Consider the following 23041-nt stretch of genomic DNA (forward strand, 5'->3'; position numbering starts at 1 on the left):
AGACCCGGCATGCTTAACCACCCAACCCACGAACGGCTGATCGAGCTTGGCCTGACCGGAATGGCCAAGGCCTTCGAGGAGCAGCGCCGATCGCCCGATCTCGAAGCCCTGCCGTTCGAAGATCGCATCGGCCTGTTGGTCGACCGCGAAGCCGCCGAACGCGACACCAGGCGGCTCACCACGCGCCTCAAGATCGCCGCACTGCGCCAGACTGCTTGCGTCGAGGACGTCGATCTGCGCACCCCGCGGGGCATCGACCGCGCCGTTTTCGCCAAACTCGTCGAAGGTCGCTGGATCGATCGCCACGAGAATTTGCTCGTCACCGGGGCAACCGGCCTGGGCAAAAGTTGGTTAGCCTGCGCGCTCGGCCACAAGGCCTGCCGCGACAACCGATCAGTCCTCTATCATCGCGTTCCAAGGCTGTTCGAGGCGCTCGCGCTCGCGCGCGGAGACGGACGTTACGCCCGGCTCCTCAAAAGCCTCGGCCGCGCTCAGCTTCTGATTTTGGATGATTGGGGACTATCGGTGCTCACCGCCGCGGAACGCCGCGATCTGCTCGAAATCCTCGAGGACCGACATGGCCGCGCATCCACCATCGTCACAAGTCAGCTCCCCGTGGACACCTGGCATGGAGCCATTGGGGACCCCACGGTCGCCGACGCCATTCTCGATCGCCTCGTCCACAACGCCCACCGCCTCCAGCTCACCGGAGAAAGCATGCGAAAACGCAGCGCCAAAACCATCACCCTTGACGGCCAACCAGAACACTGACTCTATCTCCCATCGGCCGTAGCGGGCTGCTCACGATCGTCTGAATTCAGTGCTCACGATCGCGCGAAATCGATGCTCACGATCCGTGAAATCCGCAGCTGGACGCGAAGATCGCCATCAGCATGGACGGCAAGGGCGCCTGGCGCGACAACGTGTTTGTCGAGCGGCTCTGGCGCACGGTCAAATACGAAGAAGTTTATCTCCGCGCCTACGACAGCGTGTCCGAGGCGCTAGCGTCAATTGCCAAGTATCTGGCCTTCTACAATCAGGGACGCCCTCACTCGAGCCTTGACGGGCGCACGCCCGACGAGGCTTACTTCGGCACGCAAGCTATGGTGATGGCCGCATGACCGTCGCCGACGGTTTTGTCGTCGCTCTGGTCGGGCTACGCCCTCCCGACGCAACGACAAAACCGTAAAGCCTCGCGTTCAGCATAACCCGGCAGGAATCCACTTAAATCCAGCGGGGCGCTGTCCAAACAACCGGGGCCAGCTCTGGCGCATGACCTCATCACCAGCCCGGCCTATGTGGTGATCAAGGCCGCGAACGAGTTCAAGGACAAGACGACGGCCGTCAGTCAGCTCTGGCAGACCGACTTCACCTACCTCAAGATCACCGGATGGGGGTGGTACTATCTCTCGACCGTGCTTGACGACTTCTCGCGCTACATCGTGGCCTGGAGGCTTGGTCCCACCATGTGCGCTTCCGACGTCACAGCCACCCTCGACCAGGCACTCGCTGTATCCGGCCTTGACCACATCGCCGTCGCGCACCGGCCAAGGCTTCTCAGCGACAATGGTTCGAGTTACGTGGCGGACGATCTGGCCAAGTGGCTCGACCAGAAGGGCATGCAGCATGTGCGCGGCGCTCCGTACCATGACCCAGGGAAAGATCGAGCGGAAAGATCGAGCGCTGGCATCAGACGCTGAAGAACCGCATCCTGCTCGACAACTACTACCTGCCCGGTGATCTCGAACGTCAGGTACGGGCCTTCGTCGAACACTACAATCACGTCCGTTATCATGAGAGCATCGACAACCTCACAGCAGCCGATGCCTACTTCGGCAGGGCCGAGGCGATCCTCGCAGAACGAAAACGCATCCGAGGGAAACGATCCATTTTTCCATCATGACCGTGATCCCAAGCTCTTTTTCCGTCTCTATCCTTGCTGCGTTGAGTGCTGCGACCGCTTGCGTTTGGTCGACAAACGAACCCTCCAAGGTGGTGTTCGGAAGAGTAAATAGAGTGTCGTCATGGTCCAGAATCCAGGGAAACCAGCCGTACTCGATCGCATTTGTAAGAAAGTGTTCGTGCGGGTCTGGCCTAGCCTCTTTTAGATCGTACGAGGCAATAAATGTGGGCATCATGGTTGCTCCACTCTGCGGCGCACACGCGGACTTGGAGGCACGCGGACATGACTCGACGCCGTGGAGAGTGAAAACCCGCCGCTGTTCCTGCCGCGCCCACGCTGCCAGTGAAGTTGGCGGCGGTGACTCGGCGCTCACGGCTCCGGAAGCGCTGTCCCCACCACGCGCTGCAAACTTCGGTGGCCAGCCTTCGCCCTTGGATTAGCGAGACCGACCACCTCCCCGAGAGGCTCAATTCCAAGGGCGCTACCAGACAGTATCGCTGAGAACGACTGGAAGCACCTACCAAGATTGGTTGGTGCCGATCTGATGTGGCCTGGGGCAAATGCGCCATGGCGACTGAATTAGATACGATTTTTGATGTGATTGAGCGTCACCGCGAGCTTTCCGCGCAGCACGCCGCCGCGGCATCGGTATCCTCGAAACTTGTCGCAGGTCCCGAGTTTGATGCCGCCGACGCGATCAGCGAGGAAAGAGGGTTGGCTCTCGAGGAGTATGCAGACGTGCTCATCCACTCCAAGCCTACTACGCTTGCGGGCGTAATCGCCCTGAGCCGCTACGTAGCCAGCCTACCGGCTTGGCTGCTGTCTGATGAAAATGATTGGCACCAATCGTTTCTGAGGACGCTGGCGGACGCGGTGGATGAGATCGGTGTGAGGTAGCGCCACCTCTGGAATTGAACCGGCCGGTGCGCGGGAAGCGCAAGAGAGCTATCGCTGAAAGTTGGTGACGGCGGAATCGCAAAGGCGGCACCCCGTGGGGGGGCTTGACGCCTCCACTTCTCCACCGAAGGAGCGATATGCCGTGTCCAACGATAACGTCATCCAGCCGATTCAGCCAGGAATCGTTGACGATCAACTCACAGAAGTCTTGCGCAACGGGGCACGTGCCTTCTCGCCAAGGCGGTCGAGGCCAAAGTCGCAGACTTTCTCGGCCAGCATGCCGATTTGAAGACCGCGGACGGCCACCAGCGCATCGCGCGCCACGGTCACCTGCCGGAGCGCGAGGTGATGGCCGGCATCGGTCCGGTCGCCGTCCGCCGGCCGCGTGTACGCGCTCGCGAGGCGGCCGCTACCTGGGCGCCGGTTCTCTCCGTCGATGCTGCGGCCAACATGCGCCACTCCAAGTCGATCGAGACACTGCTGCCGATCCTTTACCTGAAAGGGATCTCGACCGGCGACTTCTCCGAGGCGCTGCCGGCGCTGCTCGGCAACGATGCTGGCGGGTTGTCGGCATCCGCGATCGGCCGGCTGCAGGACGTCGGATTGACGAGCACGCCGCGTGGCAGAAGCGCGATCTGTCGGCGAAGCGCTACATCTACATCTGGGCCGACGGCATCCATTCCAAGCACCGCCCGCACAGCGCTTCGTCAGACAGATTGTGCATATGTTTGAGGATGAACAGCCCGGCCACGAGCCTCGTTGGCAGCGGCGGCTGGCCCGGCCCGGTGCGACACACCGAGCTGAAGCGCTTCGCCAGAAAATCCCAATCAATCTCCGCCGCAAGCCGCACCAGCGGATGACGAAGGTTGATGATCGCATCCAGAGAAGCCCGAAATAGGTCGTCCTGGCGATCGTCGCGCGGCTGACTCACGGCCCGTTCTCCAACAGCGAATCTTGCCGTCAAAGGAATCACGATCCACCAAAATCCGGTATCCCAAAACGCAAGAAACCGACCCTCCCCCCGGCTTTCTTGCAAAATCGAATACTTGCTCAGGTTAAATCATCGCGACGTATCAATCGCTTCCGAATTCTTCACGGGCGGCTAGCGAAGAATTTGAGGAGCTGATCTCGTCGCAGCGTCTTGCGAAAGATGACGACTCCTGAAACATCCGAGCCATGCACCTTGCCAGTCTCCCGGCGCACCAACTGTAAAGCTAAGATAACGAGGCAGTCGGTACCGGTCGTTATCGCGGTCTGCATATGTCGCCGCATTTCCCGCCAGGTCCTTTCGCGCACGCAAGCCGTTTCCGCCCATCCCTCCGGAAGTGCCGGCACCAACAACCCGAGCGCACAGCTTCAGCGATCGTCTGCATCATCAGTTTCGAGTCCGGCAGGAAAACCGCCCTCCATTTGCCTGTGCAAACATCGCTATTGTTGCTCCGCCGAACCATACGATCGACAAAAAGTGACAGCTCTCAACACACTACCCAGCGGCATAATAAATCCGCTCGCGATTTGACGGTTGTTCGGCCTGGGAAATGCCAGTTCCGAAATACCGCGCGTGGGCGACGTCGAGGATACCGTTGACCAAACTCGAGAAGGTGTACCCGGCGGCTTTCGCGGCCAGGACATAAGACGCGCCGATACCGAGTGCGGCCATCGAGTTGATCTCCAGGACAAAGGGGTGCCCGGAGCGGTCGATCCGGATGTCGACGCGGGCGTAATCCCGGCAGCGGCAGGCGCGGAAGGTCGCAACCGAAATATCCCGCAGTATTGTCGCGAGATTGCTCCCGACCTGCGCCGGGCAAATCTTCTGGGGCTCCACGACCGCCATGTGCATCTTGTCTTCCCAAGTGATAAGACGCGTCTCGCGCTCGCCGAAGTCCTGCTCCACCAGAGGCAACGCCTCAAGCTCTCCGTTTCCCAGCAGGGCAACGCAGATCTCCCGCCCTTCGATGTATTCTTCTACGAGTGCATCCTGCGCATATTGCGTGACGATCACTTCTACGGCCTGTCTCAACTGGGCGGGCTCATATACGAGCTGCAATCCGAAGCTCGTGGATTCATGACGCGGCTTTACTACCAACGGGAAGCACAGATCGCCGGTACTCTCGGTGCCCCTACGCATCACACGAAAGTTCGGCGTCGGCACGCCGCAATCGCGGATGAGCTGTTTGGTAATGGCCTTGTCGAGCGCCAGTGCGTGCCCGAGCGGGCTGGAGCCGGTGTACGGAACGCCAGCCATCTCGAGCATGGCCGGAACGTGCGTGTAGCGGCACTCGCCCTGAATTCCGTACGCCATGTTGAAAACGATCCCTGAAGGGCGGGCTTGCGAATCGGGTGGCATGAACCGCTCAAGCGTCGCGAGCAGTCCTTTATCACCTTCGCACAGCAGCGTGTCGTGGTTACCCTCTTGCAGTGCCGCCACCACGCTTTCGACCGTCTTGCGGCCGTATTTCTCCGGGCAAGGTTGACCGAAGTGGTTGATCACGCCCCTATGATCATCGTTCCACACGACGGCTACCCGCATGAGCTGCTCCCTGTATGTTGCCGGCTTTCACGTTCATTCGCCTGGATTTGGCAGATCGAGAGGGACGGCTCGCCTGGAGTGCCCGCGCCCCAAGGCCAGGCGACGAGCGGGTTCACTCCTTCCAACAAGCGGAAATCGAGATACTTGTTGATTAGCAAAATGCACCCGGCCTGCACCAACAGCAGTTCCGGGAATCGCAGGAAGAGTTCCAACGTGCCTGGCAAACTCGATAGAGCCACGATGATGAGGGCGGCCAACACCGTCGTGAAGGCGCGCCAGATCGCTTCACGGACTCCATTTTGGTCGAGCACTTTTGCGAAGCTTTCGCAGGTCAAACACAAGGCGATAACCGGAAAGAACGCAATCTCACGAAGCCAGGCGATATGCCACCATTCCCCCGCGGTCAAAGGCGCAAACAGCAGCGCTGCCGCCAAGCTCAACAGCACAGCCACTCGCGCGTAACTGTGGTCTGTCTTGAGCAGCGGCCGCAAGGCGACAACGACGAGGAGTACGAACAGCAGGAAGGCAAGGCTGATCGGGATGCTGACGGTATCGAAAGCCATCGCCAACAAGATCGGCCGAAGAAGCCCCAGCACCCTGACGCCAAGAGTGAGGCGAAAGAGTACGACGAAGACAGCTCCCAAGGAGACGAACACCACGCTCTCGGCTGACTTGTGGAACTGGGCCGGTAACTCTGTGAGCGAAACAAAACTCGCACTGATGGACGAAGTCGATAGCATCGGCAGTTTGGCGAGCGCTACGCCGAGCGGCAGGACAAAGAGGCCCACGAGCAACCAATCGGTCTTTGGCGCGGCGTCCGCCGAGGCATTCTTATTTCTGCACGTTTCACTCAAGAGAGCACCTCCACCAGGCCATCACGCCGGGGATCGGCAGCGCCTTTCGCGCTTCCGTCAGTCATGAGTTGGAGCGCGTTGACCGAACCCATCGCAAAATTGAGTCGTGATTTGACGATTGGGATGCGGTTACGGGCGCGCAATCTTGCCAACAGGGCATTGCTGGCTGCCGGCCGCTCGATCCAGACTTTGCGACCGACCAGTCCATGTACGCGAGGCGCCGCCACAGCGTCCGTGATATCCAAGCCCAAGTCGATGACTCCACTTAGGACATGGAGAATTGCCGAAATGATCCGTCGACTGCCGGCGGCGCCCAGTGCCAGGAGCGGGCGGCCGGTGGCGCCCTGTAACACCAGCGTTGGGGCCATGTTCGAGCGCGGTCGACAACCTGGTCCGAGCTCATAGGGGTGAGAAAGGCGGGGACACGTGCACAGATAATTGTTGTAGAGGAAACCCAGATCCCGGTGTGCCACCTTGGCGCCGAACACCGATTGGATAGACTGTGTCAGCACTACAATGATGCCATCTCGATCGCAGACCGAAAGATGGGTCGTATCGCCCGGTTCTTCGGCACTGTCGGTCGCGAGCTCTTTGGTACTTTGCGGCGCCAGGATGCTATCTGCGACTTGCCGCGCGTAATCTTCGCTCAACCGCCCTTGACGCGATTGCGGAATGAGATCATCGGGCAGCAACGGGCGGAGCTCCCGCTCGCGAAAGACGGCGGATGACGCGAGCGCGATCGCTTCGTGCCAGCTATCGTCGGATGACTCCGAGTTTGTCGCTGATATCTGCGCGATGATGTTAAGTGCAAACAAGAGTTGCAGTCCGCCGCTAGGCGGCGGGATGCTGAGAATCCGATGGCCGCGATAGGACGTCGAAACCGGCTCCACCTGTGCGGGCGGACCGCAGCTTGCTAGATCTTCTTCGGTGATGAGACCGCCGGCCGCTCGCATATCGGCTGCGATCTGCCGGGCAATTCCGCCGTGATAGAAGTCCTCGGTGCCGAAATCGGCCAACCGGCGAAGCGTGCCCGCGAGCTCCGGTTGTCGAAACATGTGGCCGATTTCCGGTGGCAGACCGTCTTGGAGAAACAGCTCACCGGCCGGCGATGCTCGCAGATCATCGGCCACCCATCGGGCTTGTCGGTGCTGCAATGGCGTGATCGGATAGCCTTCTTCCGCAATGCGGATCGCTGGCGCCATCACAGTTTCGCGGCTGAGCACGCCGTATTTCCTGTGCGCCCAGTCCAGCGTCGCGGGAGTCGATGGAATCGTGCAGGAGCGATACCCGCGCCGCTGCTGGCCCGCTTTGATCGTGTCGAGCGAAGCGGCTGCGGGCGCACGGGAATGTCCGTCGATGATCCGAATTCGATCATCCGCAAAACGGACGAGCAACACGGTCTGCCCGCCCAGACCCGATGCACTGGGTTCGCACACGCAAAGCGCCCAGGCGGCGGCCACAGCGGCGTCGATCGCGTTTCCGCCGGCGCGCAGGATTTCCACCCCGGCTTCGGTAGCGTTCGGGAAAGCCGTCACCACAGCCTCGTGGCGCTGCCCTACGGAAGCGGCAGGGCCGTCGAGCTCCACGCGCTCCAAGTTGGGCATCAGCATCGCGCGCATTTCGATCTCAGCCTTCGGGCAAATCGTCCAACCAGCAGGCGCCCTCGACGTGCCGCCGGGAAAAGACCTTTCCGAGTTCTTCGGGAATCTTGTTTTGATGATATCGCATATACACGCGGCCATCGGCACCAAGGTCGAGAACCTCGATCTTCCCCGTGTAATGGGACATGATGTATTTGAACGTCTTCTGGATACCGCTGAGACGTCGGTTGATGCCGCGCGCGATCTCTATACCGCGCCGCAGCGAGACCTGAAAGTGCGATGCGCCTTTCACCGGCCTGCCTTGAAAAAGATAATAAGGGCGGACGCCCATTTGGTGACACTTTGCAAAGGTCGCCGCCAAGATTTCGGGATCGTCGTTGACTTTCGCCAGAAGCACGGACTGATTCAGAAACTGCACGCCCTGTGCGCGTAGCGCGCGAATGTTGCGCTCCGCATCGACCGAGATCTCGCCGATGTGGTCGAAATGCGCGACGATCACTGCGGTCTTTCCCGCTTCACTGATCCGCCGGAACAACGCCGGGAGTGCGGGATCCTCAAACCGCCTGGGTGCGAAGGCGACTATTTTTGTGCCGAATCGAATTGACTCCAAGTGCGGGATCGGTAGCAGATGATCAAGAATCTTGCCGAGCTTAGCGGTGCTGAGCACGAACGGGTCGCCTCCAGATAGCAGCACGTTCGTCATCTCAGGATGGCCGGCGATATACTGCGCGACCCGGGCGAAATCGGGCGCGATCTCATCGGAGTCCTTGCCGACGATGCGTTTGCGAAAGCAGTAACGGCAATAGGACGCGCAACGGTCCGTTACCAGCAGCAGACCGGTCTGCGCGTATTTGTGCTGAAGCCCGGGCACGACGGTATTGTCATGCTCGCCGCTGGTGTCAAGACTTCCGGGACTCTTGAACTCAGCAATTGTGGGCTCTACAATGTATTTAAGCTGGTCGTAGTAGCCACTGTTGGTGATCTGATCGCGATAAAAATTTGTGGCGTGATACTGCGTGATGTTGTTGGCTTGCAGCTCACTCTCGGTAATGGCGCGCGCGCCCTCGATGAAATTCATGACCGCGGTGTGCGGCCGCAGGCCGTGCGCGATAGGCCGTGATGAGGTGCGCAAACCCGCGCCTCCGGGGTTGTCAGCATGAACAACTCCTTGTTGATCTTGTGATGAGGACGGTATCTCGACCACCGGACGTCTTCCGGTGGCGACGCGAGCTTGCGCAGATCGGCCTAGCATCTTGTTCGTCATAGCTGATTCTCCCCAGCGCGTGGACCGGAACTGATCCCCGGGCAAAGTCTGGACTAGCAATTGATGTGCCACCAGAGACTCTGTGTAGTTAAGCTTCAATGACAATAGGATGATGCGTCTCTTCTGCGCAGCACGAGACGCAGAGTCGGGTTGCCGACATTGTGTCACCAGCCGGACGCGAGTGAATACTAGTACCCACTTTTCTTGGAACGTGAGTCGTGATTCAAGGTCGGGATGATACCCGAAGCAAGAGAAGTCCACCTTTCGAGGAAAGATCGCAAGGTGCTTGAGGCGTGCTGTCGCTCACCGGTGACGTTGCAGCGCGATTTGAAGCGGGCGCGGATAGTTCTGTTGGCGGCGGATGGGCGCAGCACCCGGTCGATCGCCAAGGAAGTTGGGGTCCAGCCGCGGATTGTCAGCCTTTGGCGGCATCGCTATGCCGACCATGGCCTTGAAGGGCTGCAAGACAAGCCGCGGCCTGGCAAGCAGCCGATCTATACGAAGACGACCGACAAGCGGATTCTGAAGCTGCTGGATAAGCCGCCACCGCAAGGGTTTGCGCGCTGGACCGGCCCCCTGCTGGCCGAGGCGCTGGGCGATGTCGATGTCCAATATGTCTGGCGGTTCCTGCGCAGCCACAAGATTGACCTGGTGGCTCGCAAGTCCTGGTGCGAGAGCAACGACCCGAACTTTACGGCCAAAGCCGCCGATGTTGTCGGCCTCTATGTCGCGCCGCCGGCGAAGGCCATTGTGCTGTGCGTGGACGAGAAGCCCTCGATCCAGGCTTTGGAGCGAGCGCAGGGTTATCTGAAGTTGCCCAATGGCCGCGCCTTGACCGGCCAAAGCCACGATTACAAGCGGCATGGCACCACAACATTGTTTGCGGCGCTCGAAGTCGCCACCGGAAAGATCATCGCGACCCATTCAAAACGCCGGCGCCGCGTCGAGTTTCTCGATTTCATGAACAGCGTCACCGCGGCTTTTCCGAACCGCAAGCTTCACGTCATCCTCGACAACCTCAACACCCATAAAAAGAACGAGGACTGGCTCAAGGCCCACCCCAACGTGCAATTTCATTTCACGCCGACAAGTGCGTCATGGCTCAATCAGGTCGAAGTATGGTTTTCCCTTGCAGGGGCAGTCGCTCAGCGGCACCTCCTTCACGAGCCTCAAGCAGCTTCAGGAACACATCGATGCCTACGTCAACGCATACAACGACAGAGCCGAGCCCTTCGTCTGGACCAAGAAAAAGGTCCGTCAACGCCGTTTCAAAGGCCGCCGTATCACTCAGCTCTGATTCCGGGTACTAGAAGGATTGCGCGGCGAGGAGAACATCTCCGAGCTTTGTCGCCGAGAAGGCATTGCCGCCTCGATCTATTACGGCTGGTCCAAGGAGTTTCTCGAGGCCGGCAAGCGCCGCCTGGCCGGCGACACGGCACGAGCTGCGACCTCCGGCGAGGTGAAGGACCTCCGCCGGGAGGCCGGCGCCTTGAAGGAGGCCGTCGCCGATCTGACGCTGGAGAACCGTCTGCTCAAAAAAAGTATGAACGGAGATGGGGAGGACGAGGCATGAGGTATCCCGCCTCAGAGAAGGCCGAGATTCATCCATTTGGTCGAGCAATCGCACCTCCGGCCAAGCGCACGCTGGACAAGCTCGGGATCCCGCGCGCCACATTCTATCGCTAGCATGATCGTTACCGCGAGGGCGGCATCGCCGCTCTGGCCGATCATCGGTCTCGACCAGACCGGGTCTGGAACCGCATCCCGGACGATGTGCGGGGCTAGATCATCGACCTGGCGCTGGAGTTACCTGAGCTGTCGCCACGCGAGCTGGCCGTGCGGTTCACCGACGAACGAAAGTACTTTGTATCCGAGGCGTCGGTCTATCGGCTGCTGAAGGCGCATGACCTCATCACCAGCCCGGTCTATGTGGTGATCAAGGCCGCGAACGAGATCAAGGACAAGACGACGGCGCCGTCGCGCACCGGCCAAGGCTTCTCAGCGACAATGGTTCGAGTTACGTGGCGGATGATCTGGCCGAGTGGCTCGACCAGAAGGGCATGCAGCACGTGCGCGGCGCTCCGTACCATCCTCAGACCCAGGGAAAGATCGAGCGCTGGCATCAGACGCTGAAGAACCGTAAGCGACGTTCGCGTCCCATTCGCAAAGGTTTGGCGTGGGGATTGCAGTCTGTTGATCAACGTGTTTGCAAATCGTTGGCGGGGGGTATGGAGGCGGCAACGACGGAGAATTACGAGGTGCGGCCGAACGACCAGCTCGTCGATCCGGGACTGCGGGTGACCGGTTGCGATCGCTTTGAGCGTCGCTTTCATCCAGACGTAGGGCTCCACGCTGTTGATTTTGCAGGTGGCGATGAGCGAAGCTATGCGCGCCCATGAACGACCACCTTCGTCGTGACCAGCAAATAAACTATTTTTACGCGTCAGAGTCAGCGGCCTGATTTGATTTTCGACGGGATTGGTGTCCAACTCAACGCAACCATCGTCGAGAGAGCTGGCCCCGCAAATTCGGACAGTAGCTTGAGTGGATTTTCTGCCTGACAGCGGCGAGGATTCTTGCTGCGAATCAGGAGCGAAGATGACGAAGAAGAGCCGCCGGACGCATTCTCCGGCATTCAAGGCGAAGGTTGCTTTGGCTGCGGTCAAAGGAGACAAGACACTGGCGGAGCTGGCGCAACTGTTTGATGTTCATCCGAACCAGATCACGATCTGGAAAAACCAGCTCCTGGAAGGCGCCGCCGGCGTGTTTGGGCATGACAAGACATCGGCCGAGACGCCGGTCGATTTGAAGGCGTTACATGCCAAGATCGGCGAGCTGGCGTTGGAAAACGATTTTTTGTCCGGCGCGCTCACCAAGGCGGGCCTGCTGAGCGCAAAGCGATGATCGACCGCGGTCATGATCTTTCTATCGTGCGCCAGGCGAAGGTCCTGAAGCTGGCTCGCAGCACGGTCTACTATGAACCTCGGCCAGTTTCGGCCGAGGACCTTGCCTTGATGCGTCGGCTCGATGAGCTGCATCTCGATTATCCCTTCGCGGGAGCGCGTATGCTGCGATCGTTGCTGCGGCGGGAGGGGGTATACGCCGGTCGCCGCCACATCGCGACGCTGATGAAGCGCATGGGGATCGAGGCGGTCTATCGTCGCCCGAACACGAGCAAGCCGGCTCCGGGTCACAAGATCTACCCGTACCTGTTGCGCGGATTGAAGATCGAGCGGCCCGACCATGCGTGGGCAATGGACATCACCTACATTCCGATGCGGCGTGGCTTCGTCTATCTCGCGGCGGTCGTCGATGTGTTCAGCCGACGGGTCCTGGCCCATCGCGTCTCGATCACAATGGAGGCGGCCTTCTGCGTCCAAGCGGTCCAGGAGGCGTTGGCGAAGCACGGCAGGCCCGAGATTTTCAACACGGATCAGGGCAGCCAGTTCACCAGCCTCGAGTTCACCGATGTGCTGCTGGACGCGAAGATCGCCATCAGCATGGACGGCAAGGGCGCCTGGCGCGACAACGTGTTTGTCGAGCGGCTCTGGCGCACGGTCAAATACGAAGAAGTTTATCTCCGCGCCTACGACAGCGTGTCCGAGGCGCGAGCGTCAATTGCCAAGTATCTGGCCTTCTACAATCAGGGACGCCCTCACTCGAGCCTTGACGGGCGCACGCCCGACGAGGCTTACTTCGGCACGCAAGCTATGGTGATGGCCGCATGACCGTCGCCGACGATTTTGTCGTCGCTCTGGTCGGGCTACGCCCTCCCGACGCAACGACAAAATCGTAAAGCCCCGCGTTCAGCATAACCCGGCAGGAATCCACTTAAATCCAGCGGGGCGCTGTCCAAACAACCGGGGCCAGCTCTCTCGTACTCCTTCACGAGCAGTTCGAGGCGTTCGACGCTCTCTTTGGACGCAGCCAGTTCACTCTCGACATGAAGGCGCGCCGAGCATTCATCGTCTGCGCGACGACGCTCGGCTTCAATCATCGCTTCCTGCGCGCGGAAGAGCGCGCGCAAATCGGCGGGCAGCGCTGCAAGACGGGCGGGATCAATGGGGGACGGCGGCACATCCGCAAGCTATCATCCCAAAGCCCCGCGCGAAACAGGTTGTCGGGTCTGAGTCAGTTCGCCGCAGCTGGCGTCGCGACAATCCGTTCGCCCACTCGCTTCCAGTTCAGCCCTTCAAATCGCTTCCAGTTCAGCCCTTCAAACAGCGCTTCGAACTGCACGCGCGTCAGATGCATGACGCCGTCGCTGATCTGCGGCCACTCGAAACGACCATCGCGGCCAAGGCGCTTGTAGACCAAAACGAGGCCCGTGCCGTCCCATAGCAAAATCTTCAGCCGGTCGGCGCGCTTCGAACGAAAAACCACGATCAGGCCCGAATGCGGATCGAGCCCAAGTGTGTTTTGCACAAGACCGGCCAGCGCGTCGTGCCCGCACCGGAAGTCAACAGGACGCACAGCAAGCACAATCCGCAGTTCCTGCGCCGGAATGATCATGCGCCGCGCTCGATCGCAGTCACGATCTCCGCGATCCGCACCGCCGACACGTCCGCATCCAGGCGGACCGAAACCTTGCCAATCGTAATCTCGACGGGCCCTCGCTCTTGCCTGGCGCCACTGGATCGCTCAGCTCGATCGACACGAAATCCGCCGCGTCGTCCGTGACCAATGCGAGCCGGCCAGCACGCGCCAATCTGCGCCACGTCGTCAACTGCTGGGCCTTCACACCATAACGCCGTGCGACATCACATACCCGGGCGTCGGGCTTCATGCTCTCGAAAACAGCGCGCCCCTTGATCTCCGCAGACCATAACCGGCATCCAGAACGCGTCCGGCGCGTAAGCTTCCCCACAAAGCCATCAGCTTCGGCTTCCTCCCCCGATTGTTCCATCGCCTTCAGTCTCCTCTCGGCTCTCTGACAAGCCAAGGATCGCAGAGCGAAAGCCGAAGCGAAACCAGTCAATCAAATGGGAGAAAAGCTCCGCTTACAATTTTTGCTCGTTCAGACCGACACAAATTGCTCAAAGATTCGTGGAGAGAAAAGCAGATGAGCGATGAGCCCGACCTCGAGAGCAGAGTCGTTGCAGCGATACGACACTATCGTGCGGCGCTCGACGTGGCGGAAAACCTGGAACGAGAGGACGCGTGCGCGCATCGAGCGCTGACGAGCACCCTGCTCGATTTGGAGCGTGCCCTGCGAGGCGAAGCGGCCCCGCATCTCAACAACAACCTGTTTGAGACCGGCTCCACGGCGGTTGCACGGTCGGATAAAACATGGGCCGACCTGGTCGAGGCGACTGCGAGATTGGATTCGGCCCGTCGAACCTTAGCTGCTCTGGAACGGCAGTTGGGATATCTTCCAAAAGTCTCGAGGGGAGCGGATCACAAGTGAGGTTAGATAAGAGTCTCGCACGATCGGAAGGTTTCCCGACCATTTCAGAGCGGCGGCGGCAACGCTCTGACGGGCTCGTGTCCCAGCCAAAATCCCGCGCCCAAAACAGACCTCTCTGCGTCCTCGTGTTTGGGACCGCCGAGGTACAGCGCGCGAATCGGGACCTTGCTGGATCCCAACCTTCCAACTTTCCCGCCGCCTCGCCGCGTCCTCCTATGCAGGAATAGACCTCGACGCACTGGCTCGATCGTCCTGTCGAGCGTGCACAGTTTCTGATGACGCTGACCAGCGCGAGTCCTGGTTGAGTTTCTTCTGCTTGTGACTCGGCGTGGAAACGGCATTGCAGCCTCTTCGATCTTCGGCGCGGCTGCGATCATGTGATCAAGCTCTAAAAAGTGGTTCGACGACAGGCAGGCGCTTGAGGCCAGCGTCAACGTTGTCGGAAAAGTGGAAGCCGTGCCGGCTCACACCGTAATCAAAACAGACGTCAAGCGCCAATCCAAGGGCCAGAGCTGCGCTTACGATCAACGTCGAACCGATGCGTTCGAACCACCAATCTCATTGGTGGCGCCTGCTCCGGTGCGATCGATGACCCAGGCCACCATGTAGCCCTTGGCCTGCTCGGTCTGCACCTGCCGGAGGGCCTCAGAGTAGGTTAGTAAGGGCTCTTGCGCCGGGTAGACGGCGCGGTCGGTCGGGGTGACAAAGTGATGGCAGCACACGCGATAGTCTTTAGCCTCGAACATCGGAATCCTCCTCTCGCCTCAGGTTGCGCGGCCATACGCGCTTTCAGATACTGCCCTACCACAGAGAATGCGGCCTTTAAGAGGCCGCGCGCTTCTTCAACACCCCATAAGGTTGGTCGGGCTGCCAGACGCAGGTCGGCGATGTCCGACCACATCGCGCGCTTGATTCTCTGCAGCAGCACCGGCAAAGAAGTGCCCGGGTGTCATTCCATAATTCACCCGTGTCCGGACTTCGATTTCCCGTTCGTCCGCAATTGCTCCGTCGATCGCTCAACGGCTGCACCGATGTCACCTAGTCAGCTTTCAAACCTTGCTGAGGCTGCTGGATCGACAATGCTTGGACCTAGCTCCGGCGCGATTCAGTGAGCTTCTCGATCAGTTCAGACTGCGGTCTCGGTTTTGCCGCGAGACGGTGGGGTTCAAATCGGGCCGTGGAGCCTCCACATCATCGCCACAGTCCGAAGACACCCGCCTGGTGCAATTGATGTAGCGAGAGAATGAATCGTTTGGCCCTGATCGATTCATAGAAAGCATTGGACCTCGCTTCCACAGGAAGCGAGAATCCATGCATGCCGAACCTTAAGCTAGGGCCGCTTCACCTTCGCCGCATCGACACCACCCGCAACATGCGGCGGTTTTACTTGCTTTCGATCCAACCGACCTTGTTCGGCGGGGTCTCGCTGATCCGCGACTGGGGCCGGATCGGCACGACCGGCCAGACGATGGTGCAGACTTTCGATGCCAGCGCTGAAGCGGGCGAAGCATTCGGACGGCTGGAGCGCGCCAAGCGCAGGCGCGGATACACCTCTGCTGAGGAGAGAGTCTGAGGTTTCGTCAATTTCCCGGGGATTACGGATCCACTTACGATGCCTGGAACGTGAAGTGACAGAAACCGTTGAGCCTGACGGGACGATTTGAAACGCTTCATGATCCGCCGCGTTGCCGCGTCGGCTGATGAGAATTCTCAGCCCGATTGTTGAGAGCTCTGTGCTGGCGATGTTCGACGAAAAAGCCCATCTTCGCCCTCGCAGCGCCGTGCGAACGCTTGTCCGTGATCATCACGCGCGGCGGCGTGCCGGCGGATTTCAAGAGCTTCTTCATGAGCCGCTGGGAAACCGGAAATACAACCAAACGGCATAGCTGATCACTTCCGATGGGAAGCGATGGCGGCGATAAAGAGGGTCCCGGGCGGTCGGCATGCCGGTCGTCTACCCCTCGGCCGCTCCAATTCGTTAACTTGACGGTACCCGCTGCTCGTCGACAGCGATGGCACGATCATCGCGGGCGAAGGCCGATACCTGGCCGCGCGAAAGCTCGGTCTCCTCGAGGCGCCGGTCAGCTGACCGGTCTTTCCGAAGCGCAGCGTCGCGCGCTCGCCCTTGCCGACAACCGCATCGCGCTGTCGGTGGTCCGGCGGCTCGTCGGATACGGGCGCTTCGACGGGGGCGAGACGGCCCGCGTGATGGCACGTCTCTACGCCGCGGCGCGCCTGCTGGTGAACTTCTTCCAGCCGTCATTCAAGCTCAAAGAGAAGCGCCGCGAGGGTCCGCCCACGGCGACATCAACCCCTGAGTCGCGCTTGCAGTGCCTGCCGATTGGCAACGACGTTGCTGAGGTTCAGCTGGTCTGGCTCCCGTCCTTGCGCCAATTGCCTAACCAGCTCCCGCGTGCCGTCCACGACAAAGACGCCGCAATCACAAGTGTTCTGCTGCTGGGCCATGCCGGCGGGCTGCAGGGCGAGGTTCAGCCTTTCTGCGAGTTGTCTTGCATGCGTCTCGTTGTATCTCCCGTAGGAATCGTAGTGATAGGCGACAGGCCGTTGCCGGTTGCTGCGATCAACGAACAGCAGCGACCAATGCCTGCCGCGGTCCGTAGCACTGGCATCGTTCACTGGCAGCAACAGGAAGTCGGCTGTATCGTTATCACGCCGATCATGGACGATGCGATGGAATACGCGTAGCACGTCGCTCTCCGCGCCCAGGCGCAGCCGCAGCGCTTCGAGGGGATCTACGAACCGCGTCCGGGCGGCGAGATCCGAATCGCTCCTCTGCAAATCCAGCTCCTGAAGCTGGTAATCCCTGAGGATATGCTCGTCGCCCAGCCATTCCGTGTCCTCGAGCACCAGCCCGCGGTTATGGGACAAGGCTATCGGATTCAACGCCCCGATCTGAGCATCGGAGGAGGTGATCGGAAACCGCCGCACGATATCGTCGCGCAATGGGGACGGTGCGGGCGCGGTCAGATCAACCAATGGAAGACCGTCGTAGGTGTCTGAACGAGCCCTGGCAGAAGGCGCTGGCGCAAAGTGAGCACTGTCATCCAACTCGGCCGCATCCGGATCAAGCAGTGCCCCAAACCCACGATAGAGATCCTGAGCCCTGGCAGTTGATGGTGATGCCGGTTCTTGCATCTGCCGCGCAAGCTCCTCGCTCAACCACGCCAAAGCGTCATCGTCCGAGTGGGCGGACACCGGAGAAAGCCCCTGCGGCGAGCCGAGCTGTCGAGCGCCCTGGTGATGCCCCGGTACCGGCCCGGCAAACGGCGGCGGAAAGCCAGGCGCCCGGCTCCAAGCATTGTCGCGCAACTCAAATGATGTGGGCGAATTCGGATTAAACGATACCTCAAGACCGCCGTAGGTGTCTGAGCAAGCCCTGGCAGAAGGCGCTGGCGCAAAGTGAGCACTGTCATCCAACTCGGCCACATCCGGATCAAGGAGTGCCTCAAATCCACGATAGAGATCCTGAGCCCTGGCAGTTGATGGTGATGCCGGTTCTTGCATCTGCCGCGCAAGCTCCTCGCTCAACCACGCCAAAGCGTCATCGTCCGAGTGGGCGGACACCGGAGAAAGCCCCTGCGGCGAGCCGAGCTGTTGAGCGCCCTGGTGATGCCCCGGTACCGGCCCGGCAAACGGCGGCGGAAAGCCAGGCGCCGGGCTCCAAGCATTGTCACGCAACTCAAATGATGCGGGCGAATTCGGATTAAACGACACCTCAATACCGCCGTAGGTATTTGAGCGAGCCCTGGCAGAGTGCGTTGGCGCTGCTTCCACGGTCGGCCGGGCAGGTTCCTGCCCAGCTTGGACTATGTCCTGCGCCTGCTCAGGAGGAACCTCGGGCCACGATGGGCCGTCTTCCACCATTAAGCGCAGATCCTGATCGTAACCTTCCGGGAGGACCAATGGCCGACTGACAGCTCGCTGCCGCGCGCTGTGCTGCGCAGCGGCGCCCCCGACGTACATCGCGACCGCATGCGGCGCCGTGACATCTTCGTAGCCGCTCCGCAGCAGCATCGGCTGCGTCTCCCATGACGACGTACCCTGTTGATGGGTAGGCGCCGGTGTCGGCTGGCCGCCTGAATTGGCGATCTCGCTCAGCTGCCGCTCGCCGGCAACGCCTTGCGGATTGTTTAGGGTCCTCTGCCTCTTCGCTGGCCTCAACTCAGCTGTGTCATGCTCATCGTTGATGAGGACCTCCTCGCTTGGCAGGCGGTTGCTCCTGGCAAGCGCAGCCATCGGCTCGTCCGGGGACTGCTGGCGGTCGGGCTCTCCGGGATCCGGTGCCTGGTCATGGCGCGCGGCTGGCTCGAGAGATGACGACGAGCGGGGTTCGTCCATCAGCCCCAAAAGCAAATCCTGATCGCGGCCTTCCGCGGGAAGCTCCTCTGGCCGACGGCCAGTTTCCTGCGACGCGCTGTGCTGCGCAGCGGCGGCGTCGACGCGCCTCGGCTCCATCAGTACCGTGTCTTCGGGATTGATAAAGGCCACGTTCTGGGGGTGAGGATTCAGCTTAGCGCGTCGTGAGATCGGCACTTCGCCCGTCGACCGCAAGGTCCGGAGATAGTCGATTGCCTGAACGAGTCTCTTTGGATTACCCTCTCCGGTGAACTCGAGCACCTCACCGCCATCGGTCAGCGACTTATTGTCGAGCCGATCACGAATGCTCGGTTTTTCTTTTGCGAAAAGCCAACGGCTAAAGCTACGAAGGGAACCTCCGTGCTGCTCGGCAGCGGATTTGCTGAACCCGCCCTTGATGAGGGCCCTCTCAAGCCCCGAAATAAGGGGAGCATCCACGGAATAAAGAGGCTGCTTCCTCTTCCCTATCACAATCCAAGTTGACTGAGCCGACTGCGGCGCCGAGGACGACGGGCCGGGTTCATCCATCAGCCCCAAAAGCAAATCCTGATCATGGCCTTCCGCAGGAAGCAATTCCTCTGGCCAACTGCCACCCTTCTGCGACGCAATGTGCTGCGCAGCGGCGTCGCCGACCCGCCTCGACTCCCTCAGGGCCGCCTCTTCGGGATCAATATGGCGCTCGTGCTCCATCGCCTCAGCGCCGGCCTGCGATTTTCGGAGACGAGCCAGTGCGGCACCAATCCTGGAATCAGCACCGGCGACCTTCCTATAGCTCTCGACATCTCCATCAAACGACGTGCCGAGCCCAGCAGCAATGCCCGGCCTGTTGTTGTCACGCAGGTAGTCGCTGAAATTGCGAAGAGCAGTTGCATCCCTCTTGCCGGCATCTGTCGCTACTTCGTTTTTGTACTCTTTGATGAGTGCCGCGTCCTGGGGATAAGGATGCAACTCAGTGCGGCCTGCGATCGGCACGATTCCGCCCGTCGACCGCGAGGTCCTGAGATGGTCTATTGCCCTATGGAGTGTCGCGGGACGCTTTTCGAACAACTCGCGCGCATCAGCGGTCAGTGACTTTTCGTCGTCGAGCCGAGCAGCAATGGGATCTTTGTTATTTGCGTAGAGCCTCTGGCCAAAGCTGAGAAGAGTACGTACATGGTCCTTGGCGGTGCCTTCGGCGGCCCCGCCCTTGATGAGGGCCTTCTCAAGCCCCGAAATAAGGGCAGCATCCTCGGGATAAAGAGGCCGTCTCCTCCTCCCTCTCAAAATCCCAGTTGACTGAGTCGGCTGCGGCGCCGAGGACGACGCGCCGGGTTCGTCCATCGGCCCCAAAAGCAAATTCTGATCATGGCCTTCCGCAGGAAGCAATTCCTCTGGCCAACTGCCAGCTTTCTGCGACGAACTGTGCTGCGCAGCGGCGTCGCCGACCTGCCTCGACTCCTTCAGGGCCGCGTCTTCGGGATCAATATTGCGCTCGAGATCCATCGCCTTAGCGCCGGCCGACGATTTTCGGAGACGATCCAGCGCGACACCGATTTTCGAACGAAAAGCGGAGACTTTCTTATAGCTCTTAACATCTTCATTTAACAACTCGCCGCGAAGCCGACCAACAATACCCTTCTTGTTGTTGTCACGCAGGTAGTCGCTGAAATTGCGAAGAGCGGTTGCATCCCTCTTGCCCATCTCTGACGCTACTTCGTTTTGGTACTCTTTGATGAGTTCCGCGTCCTGCTGATAAGGATTTACCTCAACGTGGCGTGTGATCGGCACGACTTCGCCGGTCGACTGCGAATTTCGGAGATGACCTATTGCTGTAAGAAGTTTCCAGGGCTCACCCTCTCCGCTGAACTCGCGCGCATCTTGAGACAGCGATTTTTTGTCGTCGAGCCGAGCAGAGATGCCCTTTTTGTTATTTGCGGAGAGCCAATGGCCAAAGCCGCGAAGAACACGTAAATAGTTATTGGTGGTGCCTTTGGCGGCCCCGCCCTTCGTAAGGGCCTTCTCAAGCCCCGAGATAAGGCGAGCATCCTCGGAGTAAAGGATCTGATTGCACTGCCTCCCTATCAAAACCTCCGTTGATTGAGCCGGCTGCAGCGCAGCGGCGGCCGGCATTGCTCCACCACCCACACCTGAACTGCTGATCTCTCTCAATTGCCGCTCAAAGGTCGCCGCGGCTGCAGACGGAGCCGCGGGTGAGCTCTCTTGCGGACCCGTGCTGCCCGATTGTTCATGCACCGACTTGGTCAAGGGGAAATCCATCCGTCCTCTTCAAATATGAACCTGGGCTATCGATCTGACATGCCGGGCAATCAGCAACAAACCGCCCTTTACAGCGCCGGCAGGCACGCACCGTGAGCATCGGCAGCGGATGTTCTTCCAAGGGGATCAGCCCTGTATGTTTGTTAAACTTAAATGGGGAAGCTGTCGAGAACCTGATGACGACAATTGCCGCGCCAAGACAGCATGGCGCATGTGCCTGCGCGCTTCGCCGTCAACAGCCGATAGACCGAAGATTCAGAGACAAAATACTGCTCCTCATCGGTGAGGCGTACGGCCAGCTTTCGCGGCGAGGACTATCTCCAGCCAACATCTTTGTGAATCGACGCTGAACATTGACCCATCAAGCACTTGGGACGCCGATCGGCGTCCGGACCCCATATGGACCCCGCCCGATTGCAACGACCGACTTGATCAGGATCGACGGCCACAACTACTGACGTATATCCGGCTTCTTGATGCGGCTGGACAACGTCTTCGCCGCGAGCCTCGATGGTTTTCGCATGCTTCTGTGAATCGGCGCGGGGGTCCGACGCCGATCGGCGCCGGGGTCACTTTTCCGGCACTTGAAAAATCAAGACGTTAGCCCACGAGATAGACTGATTGAGGGGTCAAATTTCGATCCGCATTCACATACGATCGAGCCACTCCTGCTCGTAGGGCAATTCGTCGAGCAGCAGCAGGGCTTTCTTGCTCAGATCCCGCCAGTCTGCGGCGGGCGCCTCAAGGATCCTCTCCGCAATTCCGCATGCGGTGTGGGTCATCTCCTCAACGATCTCGCTGGGAAGCGGCCCACGGGCCAGGTCGGTCAATCGGCGATGGGTGTAGAGAAACTGCGAAAGGGTGGTGGGTCGTTCAGCGGACGGAAATGAGGCGGCTTGCAGCATTGGGCGGGTTCCTTTATTGTGCATCTATCACCTCTATGGTGACAAATGCACTATACAGGAATTAACCATGGTGACAAGTGCACAAATTAGGGCGGCGCGCGGTTTGTTGAACTGGACCGTTCGAGACCTTGCGGAGAAATCGGGGTGTGCACAGAAACACCGTGACGAGGGTTGAGACCGACGCGACGGCACCGGGTCATTCGATAGCCGCCATCCGCGCCGCCCTCGAATCTGCCGGCGCCATCTTCCTGGCAGATGGTCAATCGATCGATGGCGGCCCTGGTGTGAGGCTGGCGAAACCGAAGGCCTAGCTGCCCACACCTATCGGGGCGCTTCGGCGCGTCCATAGGGATGTGGGTGCTGCCCTATTGTAAAGCCACACTCCCATTCCAGCGTGCGGCGGCAGCAACGATTCGGTGGCGCCCGTGTCGACCGTTGATCTCAACGCCCTCGCGACAGATCAGTATCTCAACGCCAAGCAAGTTCGCGAGCGCTACGGCAGCGTATCGAACACTTGGCTATTCCGGCGCATGCGCGATGCGGCCTTTCCGCAACCGTCGACGCGCCTCGGTGGCCGCACCAGGTTCTGGCTTCTATCCGAGTTATTGGAGTGGGAGCGGAGCAAGCTCCCTATTGACGCGGACAGCGTAGGCGAATGATGACCAAACGGTTCGCGATCCGCAGTGACGAACCAATCACGGTCGATACACTGGAGCGTTGCTTGGATTGTCTTGCGATCCTAATGGATCAGTCGCCACAAGGCGGTGAAGTCTATCTCCCGATCTTCGAGCGGCTTGAATCAGAGCTTGCCACTGCGAAAGCGAAGGAAGACATGATGGAGCGAGCGCGCGTTAGGGCCGCGCGGTTTATGCAAGAGCACTCGATTAAGAAGTAGCCGCTACGTCTTGGCTGACTTACGGAATTTTTCCGCATTCTCCGCAGCTACAGCTAAGGCCCGCGACAACTCAAGCGCCTGCTCCACTGTCACTTGGAAGTGAACGCCGACAATGCTTGCAATGACGAGCGTGATTTCGTCGTCCATCTGCT

General features: G+C 60.0%; 18 protein-coding genes and 8 pseudogenes. 11 read left to right on the plus strand and 15 right to left on the minus strand.

Annotation, left to right across the window (positions count from 1 at the left end):
- Positions 1–9: 9 nt before the first annotated feature.
- The 3 genes and pseudogenes from istB to ACVJ19_RS09690 all read left to right on the plus strand — a co-directional run.
- Positions 10–771 (plus strand): IS21-like element ISFK1 family helper ATPase IstB, encoded by a 762-nt coding sequence (gene istB / locus ACVJ19_RS09680; protein ID WP_011090937.1) that lies wholly within the window; start codon positions 10–12, stop codon positions 769–771.
- A 104-nt stretch (positions 772–875) separates the two neighbouring features.
- A pseudogene (locus ACVJ19_RS09685) lies at positions 876–1121 on the plus strand (integrase core domain-containing protein); the annotation flags it as partial.
- A 147-nt stretch (positions 1122–1268) separates the two neighbouring features.
- A pseudogene (locus tag ACVJ19_RS09690) lies at positions 1269–1903 on the plus strand (transposase); the annotation flags it as partial.
- Here ACVJ19_RS09690 and ACVJ19_RS09695 read toward each other — a convergent pair.
- Positions 1812–2135 carry a hypothetical protein gene (locus tag ACVJ19_RS09695; protein ID WP_014498641.1) on the minus strand — a complete coding sequence of 108 codons (324 nt, stop codon included), beginning with the start codon at positions 2133–2135 and terminating at the stop codon, positions 1812–1814. The pseudogene ACVJ19_RS09690 and the gene ACVJ19_RS09695 overlap by 92 nt on opposite strands.
- A gap of 335 nt (positions 2136–2470) precedes the next feature.
- Here ACVJ19_RS09695 and ACVJ19_RS09700 point away from each other — a divergent pair, with 335 nt between their 5' ends.
- Together ACVJ19_RS09700 and ACVJ19_RS09705 are read left to right on the plus strand one after the other, a co-directional pair.
- The gene (locus ACVJ19_RS09700) at positions 2471–2800 is read left to right on the plus strand and encodes a hypothetical protein (protein ID WP_016848551.1); all 330 of its coding nucleotides are present in this window, start codon (positions 2471–2473) and stop codon (positions 2798–2800) included.
- Positions 2801–2942: 142 nt separating this feature from the next.
- Positions 2943–3492, plus strand: a pseudogene (locus ACVJ19_RS09705) (transposase); the annotation flags it as partial.
- Here ACVJ19_RS09705 and ACVJ19_RS09710 read toward each other — a convergent pair.
- The 5 genes and pseudogenes from ACVJ19_RS09710 to ACVJ19_RS09730 all read right to left on the minus strand — a co-directional run.
- Positions 3480–3731: pseudogene (locus tag ACVJ19_RS09710) on the minus strand (IS5/IS1182 family transposase); the annotation flags it as partial. The pseudogenes ACVJ19_RS09705 and ACVJ19_RS09710 overlap by 13 nt on opposite strands.
- A gap of 552 nt (positions 3732–4283) precedes the next feature.
- Positions 4284–5330, minus strand: a complete 1047-nt coding sequence (locus tag ACVJ19_RS09715; protein ID WP_011090946.1) for a D-alanine--D-alanine ligase family protein — start codon at positions 5328–5330, stop codon at positions 4284–4286.
- Entirely contained in the window at positions 5321–6184 is an 864-nt protein-coding gene (locus ACVJ19_RS09720) for a 7TM domain-containing protein (RefSeq protein WP_014498636.1), read from the minus strand. The genes ACVJ19_RS09715 and ACVJ19_RS09720 overlap by 10 nt, the downstream gene beginning before the upstream one ends.
- Positions 6181–7803, minus strand: coding sequence for a gamma-glutamyltransferase family protein (locus ACVJ19_RS09725; RefSeq protein WP_014498635.1), 1623 nt, complete (start codon positions 7801–7803; stop codon positions 6181–6183). The genes ACVJ19_RS09720 and ACVJ19_RS09725 overlap by 4 nt, the downstream gene beginning before the upstream one ends.
- 7 nt (positions 7804–7810) lie before the next feature.
- Positions 7811–8863: a KamA family radical SAM protein gene (locus ACVJ19_RS09730; RefSeq protein ID WP_016848546.1), complete on the minus strand. Its 1053-nt coding sequence runs from the start codon at positions 8861–8863 to the stop codon at positions 7811–7813.
- A 420-nt stretch (positions 8864–9283) separates the two neighbouring features.
- On the opposite strand from ACVJ19_RS09730, the pseudogene ACVJ19_RS09735 reads away from it, so the two are divergent.
- Together ACVJ19_RS09735 and ACVJ19_RS09740 are read left to right on the plus strand one after the other, a co-directional pair.
- Positions 9284–10346 (plus strand): annotated as a pseudogene (locus tag ACVJ19_RS09735) (IS630-like element ISRj1 family transposase).
- Between the two features lie 6 nt (positions 10347–10352).
- Positions 10353–11190: pseudogene (locus ACVJ19_RS09740) on the plus strand (helix-turn-helix domain-containing protein); the annotation flags it as partial.
- A gap of 129 nt (positions 11191–11319) precedes the next feature.
- Here ACVJ19_RS09740 and ACVJ19_RS09745 read toward each other — a convergent pair.
- A pseudogene (locus ACVJ19_RS09745) lies at positions 11320–11559 on the minus strand (transposase domain-containing protein); the annotation flags it as partial.
- An 88-nt stretch (positions 11560–11647) separates the two neighbouring features.
- Between ACVJ19_RS09745 and ACVJ19_RS09750 the strand changes: the two are divergent.
- A protein-coding gene (locus ACVJ19_RS09750) for an IS3-like element ISRj2 family transposase (RefSeq protein WP_085967575.1) occupies positions 11648–12777 on the plus strand; the annotation gives its coding sequence in 2 pieces (ribosomal slippage) (positions 11648–11900 and positions 11900–12777; 1131 coding nt in all).
- A 35-nt stretch (positions 12778–12812) separates the two neighbouring features.
- On the opposite strand, the gene ACVJ19_RS09755 is transcribed toward ACVJ19_RS09750, so the two are convergent.
- The 3 genes from ACVJ19_RS09755 to ACVJ19_RS09765 are packed head-to-tail and all read right to left on the minus strand — an operon-like array spanning position 12813 to position 13955.
- On the minus strand, positions 12813–13127 hold the full coding sequence (locus ACVJ19_RS09755; protein ID WP_083635978.1) for a hypothetical protein: 315 nt from the start codon (positions 13125–13127) through the stop codon (positions 12813–12815).
- Between the two features lie 53 nt (positions 13128–13180).
- Positions 13181–13561, minus strand: a complete 381-nt coding sequence (gene tnpB, locus ACVJ19_RS09760) for an IS66 family insertion sequence element accessory protein TnpB (protein ID WP_453949207.1) — start codon at positions 13559–13561, stop codon at positions 13181–13183.
- Positions 13562–13580: 19 nt separating this feature from the next.
- Positions 13581–13955, minus strand: coding sequence for a transposase (locus tag ACVJ19_RS09765; RefSeq protein ID WP_011084510.1), 375 nt, complete (start codon positions 13953–13955; stop codon positions 13581–13583).
- A 156-nt stretch (positions 13956–14111) separates the two neighbouring features.
- Between ACVJ19_RS09765 and ACVJ19_RS09770 the strand changes: the two genes are divergently transcribed.
- Entirely contained in the window at positions 14112–14456 is a 345-nt protein-coding gene (locus ACVJ19_RS09770) for a hypothetical protein (RefSeq protein WP_011084509.1), read from the plus strand.
- Positions 14457–14980: 524 nt separating this feature from the next.
- Here the strand turns inward: ACVJ19_RS09770 and ACVJ19_RS09775 are convergent.
- A complete protein-coding gene (locus tag ACVJ19_RS09775; RefSeq protein WP_014497999.1) occupies positions 14981–15202 on the minus strand; it encodes a hypothetical protein in 222 nt (73 codons plus the stop codon).
- 569 nt (positions 15203–15771) lie between these two features.
- On the opposite strand from ACVJ19_RS09775, the gene ACVJ19_RS09780 reads away from it, so the two are divergent.
- Positions 15772–16029, plus strand: a complete 258-nt coding sequence (locus ACVJ19_RS09780; protein ID WP_011084508.1) for a WGR domain-containing protein — start codon at positions 15772–15774, stop codon at positions 16027–16029.
- A gap of 50 nt (positions 16030–16079) precedes the next feature.
- On the opposite strand, the pseudogene ACVJ19_RS09785 reads toward ACVJ19_RS09780, so the two are convergent.
- The 3 genes and pseudogenes from ACVJ19_RS09785 to ACVJ19_RS09795 all read right to left on the minus strand — a co-directional run.
- Positions 16080–16401, minus strand: a pseudogene (locus ACVJ19_RS09785) (DDE-type integrase/transposase/recombinase); the annotation flags it as partial.
- Positions 16402–16763: 362 nt separating this feature from the next.
- A complete protein-coding gene (locus tag ACVJ19_RS09790) occupies positions 16764–21089 on the minus strand; it encodes a Ulp1 family isopeptidase (RefSeq protein WP_011090955.1) in 4326 nt (1441 codons plus the stop codon).
- Between the two features lie 647 nt (positions 21090–21736).
- Positions 21737–21994: a hypothetical protein gene (locus ACVJ19_RS09795; RefSeq protein WP_014498629.1), complete on the minus strand. Its 258-nt coding sequence runs from the start codon at positions 21992–21994 to the stop codon at positions 21737–21739.
- Positions 21995–22419: 425 nt separating this feature from the next.
- Between ACVJ19_RS09795 and ACVJ19_RS09800 the strand changes: the two genes are divergently transcribed.
- Positions 22420–22653 (plus strand): helix-turn-helix transcriptional regulator, encoded by a 234-nt coding sequence (locus ACVJ19_RS09800; protein ID WP_223153795.1) that lies wholly within the window; start codon positions 22420–22422, stop codon positions 22651–22653.
- 239 nt (positions 22654–22892) lie between these two features.
- Here ACVJ19_RS09800 and ACVJ19_RS09805 read toward each other — a convergent pair whose 3' ends face one another.
- The gene (locus ACVJ19_RS09805; protein ID WP_196238411.1) at positions 22893–23036 is read right to left on the minus strand and encodes a hypothetical protein; all 144 of its coding nucleotides are present in this window, start codon (positions 23034–23036) and stop codon (positions 22893–22895) included.
- Positions 23037–23041: the final 5 nt, after the last annotated feature.

Source organism: Bradyrhizobium sp. USDA 376, from assembly GCF_054063675.1.